Origin of the sequence: Rhizobacter sp. (assembly GCF_032229685.1) — a bacterium.
Lineage (GTDB): Bacteria > Pseudomonadota > Gammaproteobacteria > Burkholderiales > Burkholderiaceae_C > LMDS01.
In genome coordinates, this window is the sequence record NZ_JAVTWP010000020.1 from 259,635 (window position 1) to 274,014 (window position 14,380).

The following is a 14,380-nucleotide window of genomic DNA, read 5'->3' on the forward strand; positions in this document are numbered from 1 at the left end:
CGACCCCCTCATGGACATGACCCCGCACTTCCCCGTCTACATGGACTATGGCGCCACCACGCCGGTGGACCAGCGCGTCGTCGACGCGATGATCCCCTGGCTGCGTGAGCACTTCGGCAACCCGGCGTCGCGCAGCCACGCGTGGGGCTGGGAAGCCGAGGCCATCGTCGAGAAGTCGCGCGAGCATGTGGCCGCGCTGGTCGGGGCCGACCCGCGCGAGATCGTGTGGACTTCGGGCGCCACCGAATCGATCAACCTCGCGCTCAAGGGCGCGGCGCAGTTCTACAAGACCCGCGGCAAGCACCTGATCACGCTGAAGACCGAGCACAAGGCCGTGCTCGACACCATGCGTGAACTGGAGCGCCAGGGTTTCGAGGTGACGTATCTCGATGTGCAGGAAGACGGCCTCGTCGACCTGGCCAAGCTGCAGGCGGCGATCCGCCCCGACACGATCCTGGTTTCGGTGCTGTTCGTGAACAACGAGATCGGCGTGATCCAGGACATCGTGGCCATCGGCAAGATGTGCCGCGAGCGCAGCATCATCTTCCACGTCGATGCCGCGCAAGCCACCGGCAAGGTCGACATCGACCTGGCGAGCCTGCCGGTCGACCTGATGAGCCTGGCCTCGCACAAGACCTACGGCCCCAAGGGCATCGGCGCGCTCTACGTGCGCCGCAAGCCACGTGTGCGCATCGAAGCACAGATGCACGGCGGTGGCCACGAACGCGGCATGCGCTCGGGCACGCTGGCCACGCACCAGATCGTCGGCATGGGCGAGGCGTTCCGCATCGCCAAGCTCGAAATGCACGAAGAGCGCGACCGTGTCCGCATGCTGCAGCAGCGCCTGATCAACGGCCTGAAAGACATCGAGCAGACTTATCTGAACGGCCACGCCGAGCAGCGCGTGCCGCACAACGTGAACATGAGCTTCAACTTCGTCGAAGGCGAGTCGCTGATCATGGGCATCAAGGGCATTGCGGTGTCATCGGGCTCGGCCTGCACGTCGGCCAGCCTGGAGCCGAGCTACGTGCTGCGCGCGCTCGGCCGCAGCGACGAACTGGCGCATTCGAGCCTGCGCATGACCATCGGCCGCTTCACGACCGTCGAAGAGATCGACTACGTGGTGACCACCTTGAAAGACCGTGTCGCCAAGCTGCGTGACCTGTCGCCGCTCTGGGACATGCACAAGGAAGGCATCGACATCAGCACCATCCAGTGGGCTGAGCACTAAAAAAATAGTTCAGGAGTACGACATGGCATACAGCGAAAAAGTGGTCGAGCATTACGAAAACCCGCGCAACGTGGGTTCTTTCGACAAGGGCGACGACACCGTCGGCACCGGCATGGTCGGCGCACCCGCGTGCGGCGACGTGATGAAACTGCAGATCAAGGTGAACCCGAAAACCGGGCTGATCGAAGACGCGAAGTTCAAGACCTACGGCTGCGGTTCGGCCATCGCTTCGAGCTCGCTCGTGACCGAGTGGGTCAAGGGCAAGTCGCTCGACGAAGCGCTGACGATCAAGAACACGCACATCGCCGAAGAGCTGGCGCTGCCGCCCGTCAAGATCCACTGCTCGATCCTGGCCGAAGACGCGATCAAGGCCGCAGTGAACGACTACAAGGCCAAGACGACCGGGGCGGCCAGCGCCGCTGCAGCAAAGGCGCATTGATTCCATGGCCGTTACCCTGACCGAAGCGGCGGCCCGCCATGTCACGCGCTACATCGGCAAGCGTGGCAAGGGCGTGGGTGTGCGCCTGGGCGTGAAGACCACCGGCTGCTCTGGCCTGGCCTACAAGCTCGAATACGCCGACGAATTCGCGCCTGAAGACGTGATCTTCGAAGGCCACGGCGTGAAGGTGCTGGTCGACCCGAAAAGCCTGCCCTACATCGACGGCACCGAGCTCGACTTCGTGCGCGAAGGCCTGAACGAAGGCTTCAAGTTCCACAACCCGCGCGAGAAAGACCGCTGCGGTTGCGGAGAGTCGTTCCGCGTTTGACGACGCTGCCTCAACGAGGAAAACGCGCGGCCACGGTCGCGCATTTTTTTGTTCATGAAACTCGACAGTGACGATTTCGAACTGTTCGGTCTGGCCCGGCGCTTTGCGCTCGACCCGGGCGCGCTCGACACGCGCTGGCGCGCCTTGCAGACCGAAGTGCACCCCGACAAGTTCGCGGCGCAAGGCGCGGCCGCGCAGCGCGTGGCGATGCAGTGGGCCGTGCGCGTGAACGAGGCCTACCAGCGCCTCAAGGACCCGCTGAAGCGCGCGGCCTACCTGTGCGAGTTGAACGGTGCGCCCATCGAAGCCGAAAGCAACACGGCCATGCCGGCGGGTTTTCTGATGCAGCAAATGGAATGGCGCGAGGCGCTCGACGAGGCGCGCGGTGTCGACGCGGTCGAGGCGCTGCACGAAGAGTTGAGGCGCCATCGCCGCGATGGCTTGGCGCGGCTCGAACAGACACTCGACACCACCCACGACCACGCCGCCGCCGCGCAGCAGGTCAGAGCCCTCATGTTCAGCGAGCGCTTTGCGCACGACATCGATCAGCGTCTCGACGCGCTGGGACAATAGCCCCATGGCTCTCCTCCAGATTTCAGAACCCGGCGGCGCACCCGACCCGCACCAGCGCCGTATCGCGATCGGCATCGACCTCGGCACCACGCACTCTCTCGTGGCTGCGGTGCGCCACGGCGTGGCCGAATGCCTGCCCGACGACGCGGGCCGCGTGATCCTGCCGTCGGCCGTGCGCTATCTGCCCGAAGGCCAACGCCAGATCGGCGCGGCGGCACTCGCCGAAGCCGCCACCGACCCGCGCAACACCATCGTTTCGGTGAAGCGCTTCATGGGCCGTGGTTTGCACGACATCGAAGGCCGCGACAAGCTGCCCTACGAATTCGTCGACGCGCCGGGCATGGTGCAGATCAACACGGTCGGCGGCGTGAAGTCGCCGGTCGAGGTGTCGGCCGAGATCCTCGCCACGCTGCGTTTCCGCGCCGAAGACACCTTCGACGACGACGTGTTCGGTGCGGTCGTGACCGTGCCCGCGTATTTCGACGACGCACAACGCCAGGCCACGAAAGACGCCGCCAAACTCGCCGGCCTGAACGTGCTGCGCCTGATCAGCGAGCCCACCGCCGCCGCGATCGCCTATGGCCTGGAGAACGGCTCCGAAGGCCTGTACGCGGTGTACGACCTCGGCGGGGGCACCTTCGACATCTCGCTGCTGCGGCTGGAGAAGGGTGTGTTCGAAGTGGTCGCGACAGGTGGTGATTCGGCGCTGGGCGGTGACGACTTCGATGCGCTGCTCGCTGACTGGGCGCTGGCAACGGCGGGCCTGGCGGCCAGCACGCCGCAAGACAAGCGTGCGGTGCTCGTGGCCGCGCGCGCCGCGAAAGAAAAACTCTCGGCCGCCGACCACGCCACGCTGGCCTGCCCGCTGAACGGCGGCGAACTCTCGCAGCGTGTCACGCGCGAGCAATTCGTCGAGATGTCGAAGCCGCTGATCGCACGCACCCTGGCCAGCGTGCGCAAGGTGTTGCGCGACGCGAAGACCGACAAGGCCGACGTGAAGGGCGTCGTGATGGTCGGTGGCTCGACCCGCATGCCGATGGTGCAGGCGGCGGTTGGCGAATTTTTCGGGCAGGCGCCGCTCACGAACCTGAACCCCGACGAAGTCGTGGCACTCGGCGCCGCAATCCAGGCCAACGCGCTCGCTGGCAACGCCGGGGCTGACGAGTTGCTGCTGCTCGACGTGATTGCGCTGTCGCTCGGGCTCGAGACGATGGGCGGGCTGGTCGAACGCATCATCCCGCGCAACAGCACGATCCCGACCGCGCGCGCACAAGACTTCACGACCTTCAAGGACGGGCAGACGGCGATCGCGATCCACGTGGTGCAGGGCGAGCGCGAGGTCGTGAGCGACTGCCGCTCGCTGGCGCGCTTCGAGCTGCGCGGCATTCCTCCGATGGTGGCCGGTGCGGCCCGGGTTCGTGTGAGTTTCCAGGTCGATGCCGACGGGTTGCTCAACGTGACGGCGCGCGAAGAAACCTCCGGTGTCGAGGCCGCGATCACCGTCAAGCCGAGCTACGGCCTGGGCGACGACGAGATCGCGCGCATGCTGACCGAGAGTTTCAGCACCGCCGAGCAAGACATGGTCGAGCGCAGCCTGCGCGAATCTCGTGTCGAAGCCGAACGCATGCTGCTCGCCACGCGTGCCGCGCTGGCGGCCGATGGCGACTTGCTGTCAGAAGCCGAACAGGCCCAGGTGGCCGAGCTGCTGGTGGCGCTGCAGGCGAGCCGCGATGGCAGCGACCATCACCAGATCGACGCGGCGGTGGAAGCACTTGCCAAAGGCACCGAAGCGTTTGCGGCCGAGCGCATGAACCGCAGCATTCGCCTGGCGCTCGCCGGCCGCCGCGTCGAAGACGTCTGAACCCGACCCTGACCCATGCCCACCATCAAGATCCTTCCTCACGCCGAGTATTGCCCCGCCGGCGCGCAGATCAGCGCGCCCGCCGGCACTTCGATCTGCGAAGCGCTGCTCGAGCACCACATCAACATCGAACACGCCTGCGAGTTGAGTTGTGCGTGCACCACCTGCCACGTGGTCGTGCGCGAGGGCTTCGCTTCGCTCGGCGAGCCCGACGAAAGTGAAGAAGACCTGCTCGACCGCGCCTGGGGCCTGGAGCCGCAGTCACGGCTTTCTTGCCAGGCGATCCTGGCGCAGCAGGACGTGACGATCGAGATACCGAAGTACACGATCAACCACGCCAAGGAAAATCACTGAGGCTTGGTCGTCGGTAGTGCCACGAAGCGGTAGCCCACTCCGGTTTCGGTGAGAAAGTGCGCCGGCCGCGCCGGGTCGGCTTCGAGCTTGCGGCGCAGGTGGCCGAGGTAGATGCGCAGGTAGTGGTTGTGTTCCACGCTCGCCGGGCCCCACACCTCGCGCAGAAGCTGCCGATGCGTCAGCACCTGGCCCTCGCGGCTGATCAGCGCCGCGGCGAGCCTGTATTCCACAGGGGTCAGGTGAACGTGCTCGCCGCTGCGGCGCACCTGGCGGCGCGCGAGGTCGATTTCGCAGTCACCGAACTGGACCACGCTCGTGGCCTGCGAGCCCGCGCGGTCGCGGCGGCGCAAGGCGGCGCGCACGCGTGCCAGCAGTTCGCCGACTGAAAAGGGTTTGACGAGGTAGTCGTCGGCACCGGCGTCGAGCGCTTCGATCTTGCTGGCCTCGCCGCCGCGTGCCGACAGCACGATCACGGGCAAGCTGCTCCAGCCGCGCAGGTCGCGCAGCAGGTTCACGCCGTCGCCATCGGGCAGGCCGAGGTCGAGGATCAGCAGGTCGGGCCGGCGTGTGCCGGCTTCGATCAGGCCACGCTTGAGCGTGTCGGTGTCCCAGACCTGGTGGCCTTCTTCTTCGAGCGCCTGGCGCACGAAGCGAATGATCAGCGGGTCGTCCTCGACGACGAGGATGCGGGCCGGGTTGTCCATCGTCGTCATTGTGATGGCGGCGGCGCTGCTTCTGCGCCTTCGTGCATCTCGGGCACCGGCTTGAACGGCAGCGTCCAGCGCAGCACGGCGCCGTGCCCGGGCGCTGCCCGGTTGCTCGCACCGATCGTGCCGCCGTGCGCCTGCACGATGGCGCGGCAGATCGCCAGGCCCAGGCCCACGCCCGGCGTGCGCGATTCCTTGTCGCCACGCGCGAATTTCTCGAACAGCACTTCGGTGTCGCCGGGCGGAAAGCCCGGGCCTTCGTCGCCGACCTCGACCACCACTTGCGCACCGGCGTGGCGTGCGGTCAGCGTGATCGGTGTTCCGGCGGGCGTGTACTTCGCCGCGTTTTCGAACAGGTTGGCCAGCAGGCGTTCGAGCAGCACGCCGTCGCCATAGAGCAGAGGCAGGTCATCGGGCAAGAGCACCCGAACCGGGTGCGCGACCAACGCCGGTTCGATCGAACGAATGGCGCTCCCGGCGAGTTCTTCGAGCGACTGCCAGTCGTGCCGCAGGGCCACTGCACCGGCCTGCAGCCGCGCCATGTCGAGCAGGTTGTTGACCAACTGCGCCGTGCGCAAGCCTTGCTCGGCGATGCTGCGTGCGTCGCCGGCGCGCGCCGAGCCTTCGCGGGCCAGGGCGAGCGACAAGGTTTCAGAAGCGCCGACGAGCGCCGTGAGCGGCGTTCGCAAGTCGTGCGACAGCGCGGCGAGCAAGGAATTGCGCAAACGCTCCGACTCCATCGAGACCAGCGTTTCCTGCGCCACGGTCACGAAGTGGACGCGCTCGATCGCGATCGCGACGAGCGCGGCGAAGGTGTCGAGCAGTTGCCGCTGCTCGGGGATCATCAAGAGCCGCGGGTTCGCCGCTTCGATCGCGATCACGCCGCGGGTTCGCATCGGTGCGTTCAGCGGCACGTAGAGCAGGCTGCTGCCGGGCAGCGTGTCGGTGCCGCTGCCAGCAGCTTCGGCGTGGTCGAAGGCCCACTGTGCGAGGCCGAGGTCGAGAACGGGGGTCTCGCCGACACCCGCGGAAGCGATCACGAGCCGTTCGTTCGCATCGGGCAAAAGCACGCAGGCCTTGGCGCGGAATGCCGATTCGATCGCCCGGTCGCCGATCTGCGCCACCTGCTCAGCGACCAGCGCCGTGCCGAGCTCGCGCGCCATCTCGAACAGGCTGCGTGCGCGCTCTTCGCGGGAACGCGCCACGCGGGCCTGGTAACGCAGCGACGCGGTGAGCTGGCCCACGACCAGGCCCACGACCATCATCACCGCGAAGGTCAGCAGGTACTGAACGTCGTGCACCGCGAACGAGAAGCGCGGCTGCACGAAGAAGAAGTCGAAGGCGACCACGTTCAGCACGGCCGATGCGAGGGCAGGGCGGCGGCCGAACTTCACCGCGACCAGCACCACCGCGAGCAGAAACAGCATCACGATGTTGGCCGCGTCGAAGTACTGCAGCAAGGGTGTGGCGATGGCCGTCACAGCGGCGCACGATGCGAACGCCCACGCGTAGCCCGGCCACAGGCTCGGGCGCTCGTTCGGGCCTGCCGACGCCGCCGGGGCGGCGGGCGTGCCGTGGCTTTCGCCGGCCGGGGCGAGCAGCGTCAGCTCGATGTCCGGCGCCAGAGCGCTGACCTGATCGCCGAAGCTGCCGCGCCACAGCCTGCGCCAACTCGGCGTGTGGGGTGGTCGCGTCGCGACGATGCTGCCGAGCCGATGTTCACGCGCGTAGGCAACCGCGGCCTGCGCAGCGCTTTGCCCGCTGAGCGTGGCGGTCGTCGCCCCCAACGACTCGGCGAGCTTGAGCGTGCGCAGAATGCCGCGGCGCCGCGCTTCGGGCAGGCTCTGCAGCTTGTGCGTCTCGACGTACACCGCGTGCCACGGCGCGCCGCTGCGGGCTGCCCGTCGGCTGGCGGTGCGCACCATCTTCTCGGCGCCGGGGTGCGGCCCCACGCACACCAGCAAGGCATCGGCGTCGATACCGGACGGGCGCTTTTCGGCGCCACCCTGTTCGCGCCGGTAGCTGCGCACCTCGTCGTCGACCCGGTCGGCGGTGCGGCGCAATGCGAGTTCGCGCAGCGCCATCAGGTTGCCCTTGCGGAAGAAGTTCTGCACCGCGCGTTCGGCCTGTTCGGGCAGGTAGACCTTGCCTTCCTTCAGGCGCCGCAACAGGTCGTCGGTCGGCAGGTCGACGAGCACCACCTCTTCGGCTTGGTCGAACACGTGGTCGGGCACGGTCTCGTGCACGCGGATGCCGGTGATGCCACCGACCACGTCGTTCAGGCTCTCGAGATGCTGCACGTTCACCGTGCTGATCACGTCGATGCCGGCGGCGAGCAGTTCGTCGATGTCTTGCCAGCGTTTGGGGTGGCGCGAGCCGGCCGCATTGCTGTGGGCGAGTTCGTCGACCAGCAGCACAGCAGGGCGGCGGGCGAGGGCGGCGTCGAGATCGAACTCGCGCAGCAGCCGGCCCTTGATCGGCACCTCGCGCAGCGGAAGTTGCTCCAGCCTGACCAGCTGTTCTGCCGTGTCGCTGCGGCCATGGGTTTCGACGATGCCGACGACCACGTCCACATGCTGCTCGCGCAGGCGCTGCGCCGCCTTGAGCATCGCGTAGGTCTTGCCGACGCCAGCCGAGGCACCGAAGAAGATCTTGAGCTGGCCCCGCGCCGCGCGTTGCTCGGCGGCCTGCGTGCGCGCGAGCAACTCGTCGGGGTCGGGGCGAGCCTCGGTCATGAAGCCAGTCTATCGGCTGCGCTCGGCGCGCTTGCCGTCGAGCGCGAGATTGAGCGCGAGCACATTCACCCGCGGCTCGCCGATCACGCCCAGCGCCGTGTGGTTCGCGTGGGCTTCGATCAGCGCACGCACCGCGGCTTCAGCGATGCCGCGCGCGCGGGCGACGCGCGGCGCCTGGTACAGCGCGCCGGCCAGGCTGATCTCGGGGTCGAGGCCGCTGCCCGACGCTGTGACCAGATCGACCGGCACCGGCCCTGTGTTGCCGGGGTCGGCGCTGCGCAAGGCTGCCACGCGGTCCTTCACGGCATCGAGCAGCGCCGGGTTGTTGGAGCCGAGGTTCGAGCCGCCCGAAGCCACACTGTTGTTCGGCATCGGCGAAGTGGCCGACGGCCGAGCCCAGAAGTACTTCGGCGCGCTGAACGACTGGCCGATCAGCGACGAGCCGACCAGCTTGCCGTCGACGCGCATCAGCGAGCCGTTGGCTTCGTGCGGGAACGCGGCCTGCGCGATGCCGGTCACGAGCAGCGGGTAGGCGACGCCGGTCAACGCTGTGAGCAAGGCAAAGACGGAGAGTGCAGGCCGCAGGGTTTGCATCACGGGATTCATGGCAGGTCTCCTCACGTCAGGTGCAACACGACGAGCAGGAGGTCGATGATCTTGATGCCCACGAAAGGCACGATCAACCCGCCCAGCCCGTAGACCAGCGCATTGCGCCGCAGCAGCGCCGCGGCACCGAGCGCGCGGTAGGCCACGCCGCGCAAGGCGAGCGGGATCAGCACCACGATCACCAGCGCGTTGAAGATCACCGCCGCGAGAATTGCCGACGAAGGCGAAGCCAGTTCCATCACGTTCAGCGCATTCAACTGCGGGTAGGTGGTGGCGAAGGCGGCCGGGATGATCGCGAAGTACTTGGCCACGTCGTTGGCGATCGAGAACGTGGTCAGCGAGCCGCGAGTCATCAGCATCTGCTTGCCGATCTCGACGACCTCGATCAGCTTGGTCGGGTTGCTGTCGAGGTCGACCATGTTGCCGGCTTCCTTGGCCGCCTGCGTGCCGCTGTTCATCGCCACCGCCACGTCGGCTTGCGCCAGTGCGGGTGCGTCGTTGGTGCCGTCGCCGGTCATCGCCACCATGTAACCCTCGGCCTGGTACCTGCGGATCAATGCGAGCTTGGCTTCGGGCGTGGCTTCGGCGAGCACGTCGTCGACACCGGCTTCGGCGCCGATCGCCGCGGCGGTGAGTTGGTTGTCGCCGGTGATCATCACCGTCTTGATGCCCATGCGGCGCAGTTCGCCGAAACGCTCCTTGATGCCGCCCTTGACGATGTCTTTGAGCTCGACCACGCCGAACACGGTGGCGCGGTTGCCGTCGATCTCGGCCACCACCAGTGGCGTGCTGCCACGGCGAGCCGTGTCTTCGACGGCGCGGGTCACTTCGACCGGAAAGTTCGTGCCGTTCGCTTCCAGCCAGCGCCGGATCGCGTCGGCCGCGCCCTTGCGGATCTGCCGGCCTTGCCAGTTCACGCCGCTCATGCGCGTCTGCGCGGTGAACGGCACGAAGCTCGCGTCCTTGCCCACCATCTCGCGCTCGCGGATATTGAACTTGTTCTTCGCCAGCACCACGATGCTGCGGCCTTCGGGGGTCTCGTCGGCCAGCGACGCGAGCTGCGCCGCGTCGGCCAGCGCCCGGTCGGGCACGCCCGGCGCCGGGATGAAGCTCGATGCCTGGCGGTTGCCGAGCGTGATGGTGCCGGTCTTGTCGAGCAGCAGCACGTCGACGTCTCCCGCTGCTTCGACGGCACGGCCCGAGGTGGCGATCACGTTCGCGCCCAGCATGCGGCTCATGCCGGCCACGCCGATGGCCGAGAGCAGGCCGCCGATGGTGGTGGGGATCAGGCACACCAGCAGCGCCACCAGCACGGTGATGCTCACCGGCGCACCGAGCTTGTTCGCGTCGACCGAATACAGCGAGTAGGGCAGCAGCGTGACGGTGGCCATCAGGAACACCAGTGTCAGCGCGACCAGCAGGATCGTGAGCGCCACCTCGTTCGGCGTCTTGCGGCGCTTGGCACCTTCGACCATGGCGATCATGCGGTCGAGAAAGGTCTCGCCGGGGTTCACCGTGCAGCGCACGACGATCCAGTCCGAGAGCACCCGCGTGCCGCCGGTGACGGACGAGAAGTCACCGCCGGCCTCGCGGATCACCGGGGCCGACTCGCCGGTGATCGCGCTCTCGTCGACCGAGGCCACACCTTCGATCACTTCGCCGTCGCAAGGCATCGTGTCGCCGGCTTCGACCAACAGCACCGCGCCGATGCGCAACTCGTCGGTCTCGACCGGAATCCACGAAGAACCGTGCCTCGGCTCCTGCAGCTTTTTGGCGATGCCGCGCTTCTTCAAGCCGCGCAAGCTCGCCGCCTGCGCCTTGCTGCGGCCTTCGGCCAGCGCTTCGGCGAAATTGGCGAAGAGCACGGTGAACCACAACCACAGCGCATTCGCACCGATGAACCAGGCGGGCGCTTCGCCGGTACCGAACAAGGCTTGCAGCCAGAGACCGGTGATCAGCAACGCGCCGATCCAGACCACGAACATGACCGGGTTGCGCCATTGCAGGCGCGGGTTCAGCTTGACGAACGAATCACGCAGTGCCGGCTTCACCAGTTCTGGTGAGAACAGGCCGGCGTGTCGGGGCTTTGTCGGGGACGCAGTCGCGGTTGTCATGGCGTCTTTCAGCGGGTGTACAGGTTCAGGTGTTCGACGACCGGGCCGAGCGCGATCGACGGCACGTAGGTGAGCGCGCCCACCAGCATCACGGTCGCGATGAGCAGCACGACGAACAGCGGGCCGTGCGTGGCCATGGCGGTGACGTTGCCGTCTTCACCGATGCGTTGAACACGCTTCTTCGCCGCCAACGAGCCGGCGATGGCGAGCACCGCGACGATGACGGCGAAGCGACCGAACCACATCGCCAGGCCGAGCATCGCGTTGTAGAAGGGTGTGTTGGCCGACAGGCCGGCGAAGGCGCTGCCGTTGTTGTTGGCGGCCGACGAGAACGCGTACAGCACTTCCGAGAAGCCTTGCGCGCCGGGGTTCAGCATGCCGGCGCGACCGACGTCGAGCGACACGGCGACGGCCGTACCGGCAAGCACCAGCAGCGGCGTGGCCAGGATCGCGAGCGACACCAGCTTCATGTCGGTCGGCGTGATCTTCTTGCCCAGGTACTCCGGGGTGCGGCCGATCATCAGCCCGGCAATGAAGACCGTGAGCACGGCGAACACCAGCATGCCGTACAGGCCCGAGCCGACGCCACCGAACACCACTTCACCGAGCTGGATCAGCAACATCGGCACCGCACCGCCGAGTGGCGTGAACGAGCCGTGCATCGCGTTGACGGCCCCACACGACGCGGCCGTGGTGATGGCCGCGAACAAGGCGCTGGCGGCGACACCGAAGCGTGTTTCCTTGCCTTCCATGTTGCCGCCCGACTGCAGGTGGCTGGCGACCTGGTCGACACCGAGCGCGGCGATCTTCGGGTTGCCGGCCTGCTCGGCCAACATGATCGCGACGACAGCCGCCGTGAAGATGAGCGTCATCGCGATCAGCAGCGCCCAGCCCTGGCGCTTGTCGCCGACCATCTGGCCGAACGCCAGGCACAAGCCGGCCGGGATCAGGAAGATCGCCAGCATCTGCAGCAGGTTGGTCCAGGCGTTCGGGTTCTCGAACGGGTGCGCCGAGTTGGCGTTCAGGAAACCGCCGCCGTTGGTGCCGATCATCTTGATCGCTTCCTGCGAAGCGATCGGGCCCATCGGCAGGGTCTGCGTGCTCGTGGTCTTGGTAACTTGCGTCGGTTTGCCGTCGGCACCCGCTTGGCCGGCTTCGCTGTAGGCCACCTGTTCGGTCAGGGCCACGTCGGTGTAGGGCTTGAAGTTCTGCACCACGCCTTGCGCGGCGAGCACGAGCGCGAACACGAAGCTCAGCGGCAGCAGCACGTACAAGGTAATGCGGGTCACGTCGACCCAGAAGTTGCCGAGCGTGTCGACCGCGTGGCGCGCGAAGCCGCGGATCAGCGCGAACGCCACGGCCATGCCGGTGGCGGCCGACAGAAAGTTCTGCACCGCGAGCCCGAGCATCTGGGTCAGGTAGCTCATCGTCGATTCACCGGCGTAGCCCTGCCAATTGGTGTTGGTGACGAAGCTGATCGCGGTGTTGAACGACGAGTCCGGCGAGACGGCGCCGAAGCCCTGCGGGTTCAGCGGCAGCACACCTTGCAGGCGTTGCAATGCGTAGACCACGATCGCGCCGACGATGTTGAACGCCAGCAGGGCCAGCGCGTAGTCACGCCAGCCCTGTTCACGCTCGGGCGATGCGCCGCAGGCGCGCAGCACAGCCGTGTCGAAACGCTGCAGGCGTGGCAGGCGGCCTTGCGCCACTGCCGCCAGCCACCGCCCCATGGGCAGGGCGAGCAAGAGCACGGCGGTCACGTAGCCGCCGAGCAGAAGAATCATCTGGGTGCTCATCAGAACTCCTCTGCGCGGACCAGCGCGATGACGAGGTAGACGAGCAGGAACAAGGTCACCGCAGCGCCGAGCCAGTACATGCCGACCATGTCAGGCTCCGTTCAGTGACGCGAGCTCGCGGCGGGCTGCAACAGCACGCCACAAGCCCACACGAGGGCGCCCGTGCACGCGCACAAGGCCACGAAGGCAAGAATCCAGACCAGGTCCATCGAGCTCTCCTTTTGATGGAGAGAGCTTAGGAACCGCCGCGAAACAATGGTCTAAATGTGGGGCGCAGCGCTGTAAACGCGGCGTAAACGAAGCGCGATCAGAAGAACCACGCCACCATGGCGCTCAAGCCACCTGCTTTTCCACGTGCCCGTGGCGGGTGTAGAGGAATTCGAGCACCTCCTTGCGGAAGTGCACGTAGCGGCTGTCTTCGGCCAGCTCGACGCGGTTGCGCGGCCGCGGCAGGTCGACGCACAGGATCTCGCCGATGGTGGCTGCCGGCCCGTTGGTCATCATCACGATGCGGTCGCTGAGCAGCACCGCTTCGTCGACGTCGTGCGTCACCATCACCACGGTGCTCCGTGTGCGCAGCACGATCTTCAGCAGCTCGTCTTGCAGGTGGGCGCGGGTGAGCGCGTCGAGCGCGCCGAAAGGCTCGTCCATCAGCAAGACCTTCGGCTCCATCGCCAGCGCACGGGCGATGCCGACGCGCTGCTTCATGCCACCCGAGATCTCGTGCGGGCGCTTGGTGAGCGCGTGGCCCATGCCGACCAGTCCGAGCGCGCTTCTGGTGCGCTCGTCGAGCTGCGCCTTGCTCTCGGTCGGGCCGAAGACCCGCTCGACCGCGAGGTGCACGTTCTCGAAGCAGGTGAGCCAGGGCAGCAGCGAATGGTTCTGGAACACCACCCCGCGTTCCGGGCCGGGGCCGGCGATTTCGCGGTTGTCGCACAAGAGCACGCCGCTGGTCGGCAGCGTCAGGCCGGCAATCAGGTTGAGCAGCGTCGACTTGCCGCAGCCCGAGTGGCCGATCAGGGTGACGAACTCGCCTTGGGCGACCGTGAGGTCGATCTCGCGCAGCGCGTGGAAGTGGCCTTTTCGGGTGGTGAACACCATCTCGGCGTTCTGCACTTCGATGAAGTTTTTCATGGCGGGGGCTCCTTGAAGTCAGACTTCGTCGTAGCTGAAGCGCCTGGCGACCGACACCAGCAGCCACTCGAGCAACATGCCGACGACGCCGATCACGAAGATGGCGATCAGGATGTGCATCACGTTCAGGTTGTTCCACTCGTCCCAGACCCAGAAGCCGATGCCCACGCCGCCGGTCAGCATCTCGGCCGCCACGATCACGAGCCAGGCGGTGCCCACGCTCAGGCGCACACCGGTCAGCATGTAGGGCAGCACCGAAGGGAAGAGGATCTTGGTGACGATCTTCCATTCGCTCAGGTTCAGCACACGCGCCACGTTCATGTAGTCGGCCGGCACACGCTGCACACCCACGGCCGTGTTGATGATCATCGGCCAGATCGAGCAGATGAAGATGGTCCAGATGGCAGCCGGGTTGGCGGCCTTGAACACCAGCAGCCCGATCGGCAGCCACGCCAGCGGCGACACCGGCCGCAGCAGGCTGATCAACGGCGACAGCATGCTG

At 66.9% G+C, this 14,380-nt stretch carries 14 protein-coding genes; 6 read left to right on the top strand and 8 right to left on the bottom strand.

Annotated elements, in window-relative coordinates:
- Positions 1-10: 10 nt before the first annotated feature.
- Genes AC30PD_RS09555 through fdx form a run of 6 tightly spaced genes read left to right on the top strand, consistent with a single transcriptional unit; the run spans position 11 to position 4,786 of the window.
- Positions 11-1,231, top strand: coding sequence for an IscS subfamily cysteine desulfurase (locus AC30PD_RS09555; protein WP_489535419.1), 1,221 nt, complete (start codon positions 11-13; stop codon positions 1,229-1,231).
- 22 nt (positions 1,232-1,253) lie between these two features.
- A complete protein-coding gene (gene iscU / locus AC30PD_RS09560) occupies positions 1,254-1,670 on the top strand; it encodes a Fe-S cluster assembly scaffold IscU (RefSeq protein ID WP_489535420.1) in 417 nt (138 codons plus the stop codon).
- Between the two features lie 4 nt (positions 1,671-1,674).
- Positions 1,675-1,998, top strand: a complete 324-nt coding sequence (iscA, locus tag AC30PD_RS09565) for an iron-sulfur cluster assembly protein IscA (RefSeq protein ID WP_489535421.1) — start codon at positions 1,675-1,677, stop codon at positions 1,996-1,998.
- A gap of 54 nt (positions 1,999-2,052) precedes the next feature.
- Positions 2,053-2,571: a Fe-S protein assembly co-chaperone HscB gene (gene hscB, locus AC30PD_RS09570; RefSeq protein WP_489535422.1), complete on the top strand. Its 519-nt coding sequence runs from the start codon at positions 2,053-2,055 to the stop codon at positions 2,569-2,571.
- Between the two features lie 4 nt (positions 2,572-2,575).
- Positions 2,576-4,432: a Fe-S protein assembly chaperone HscA gene (hscA, locus tag AC30PD_RS09575; protein ID WP_489535423.1), complete on the top strand. Its 1,857-nt coding sequence runs from the start codon at positions 2,576-2,578 to the stop codon at positions 4,430-4,432.
- A 15-nt stretch (positions 4,433-4,447) separates the two neighbouring features.
- Positions 4,448-4,786 (top strand): ISC system 2Fe-2S type ferredoxin, encoded by a 339-nt coding sequence (gene fdx / locus AC30PD_RS09580; RefSeq protein ID WP_489535424.1) that lies wholly within the window; start codon positions 4,448-4,450, stop codon positions 4,784-4,786.
- Here fdx and kdpE read toward each other — a convergent pair.
- The 8 genes from kdpE to AC30PD_RS09620 form a co-directional block, all read right to left on the bottom strand.
- Positions 4,780-5,490: a two-component system response regulator KdpE gene (gene kdpE, locus AC30PD_RS09585; protein ID WP_489535425.1), complete on the bottom strand. Its 711-nt coding sequence runs from the start codon at positions 5,488-5,490 to the stop codon at positions 4,780-4,782. The two genes, fdx and kdpE, sit on opposite strands and share 7 nt — an antisense overlap.
- Positions 5,491-5,495: 5 nt before the next feature.
- A complete protein-coding gene (kdpD, locus tag AC30PD_RS09590) occupies positions 5,496-8,228 on the bottom strand; it encodes a two-component system sensor histidine kinase KdpD (RefSeq protein WP_489535426.1) in 2,733 nt (910 codons plus the stop codon).
- Between the two features lie 9 nt (positions 8,229-8,237).
- Positions 8,238-8,834: a potassium-transporting ATPase subunit KdpC gene (gene kdpC / locus AC30PD_RS09595; RefSeq protein ID WP_489535427.1), complete on the bottom strand. Its 597-nt coding sequence runs from the start codon at positions 8,832-8,834 to the stop codon at positions 8,238-8,240.
- An 11-nt stretch (positions 8,835-8,845) separates the two neighbouring features.
- The gene (gene kdpB, locus AC30PD_RS09600) at positions 8,846-10,948 is read right to left on the bottom strand and encodes a potassium-transporting ATPase subunit KdpB (RefSeq protein WP_489535428.1); all 2,103 of its coding nucleotides are present in this window, start codon (positions 10,946-10,948) and stop codon (positions 8,846-8,848) included.
- A gap of 8 nt (positions 10,949-10,956) precedes the next feature.
- Positions 10,957-12,744: a potassium-transporting ATPase subunit KdpA gene (gene kdpA, locus AC30PD_RS09605; RefSeq protein ID WP_489535429.1), complete on the bottom strand. Its 1,788-nt coding sequence runs from the start codon at positions 12,742-12,744 to the stop codon at positions 10,957-10,959.
- On the bottom strand, positions 12,744-12,833 hold the full coding sequence (gene kdpF, locus AC30PD_RS09610) for a K(+)-transporting ATPase subunit F (protein ID WP_489535430.1): 90 nt from the start codon (positions 12,831-12,833) through the stop codon (positions 12,744-12,746). The genes kdpA and kdpF overlap by 1 nt, the downstream gene beginning before the upstream one ends.
- A gap of 244 nt (positions 12,834-13,077) precedes the next feature.
- Positions 13,078-13,878, bottom strand: a complete 801-nt coding sequence (locus AC30PD_RS09615; RefSeq protein ID WP_489535431.1) for an ABC transporter ATP-binding protein — start codon at positions 13,876-13,878, stop codon at positions 13,078-13,080.
- Positions 13,879-13,896: 18 nt separating this feature from the next.
- Positions 13,897-14,380, bottom strand: a 484-nt coding sequence (locus AC30PD_RS09620) for an ABC transporter permease subunit (RefSeq protein ID WP_489535432.1), incomplete at its 5' end; no start/stop codon positions are given.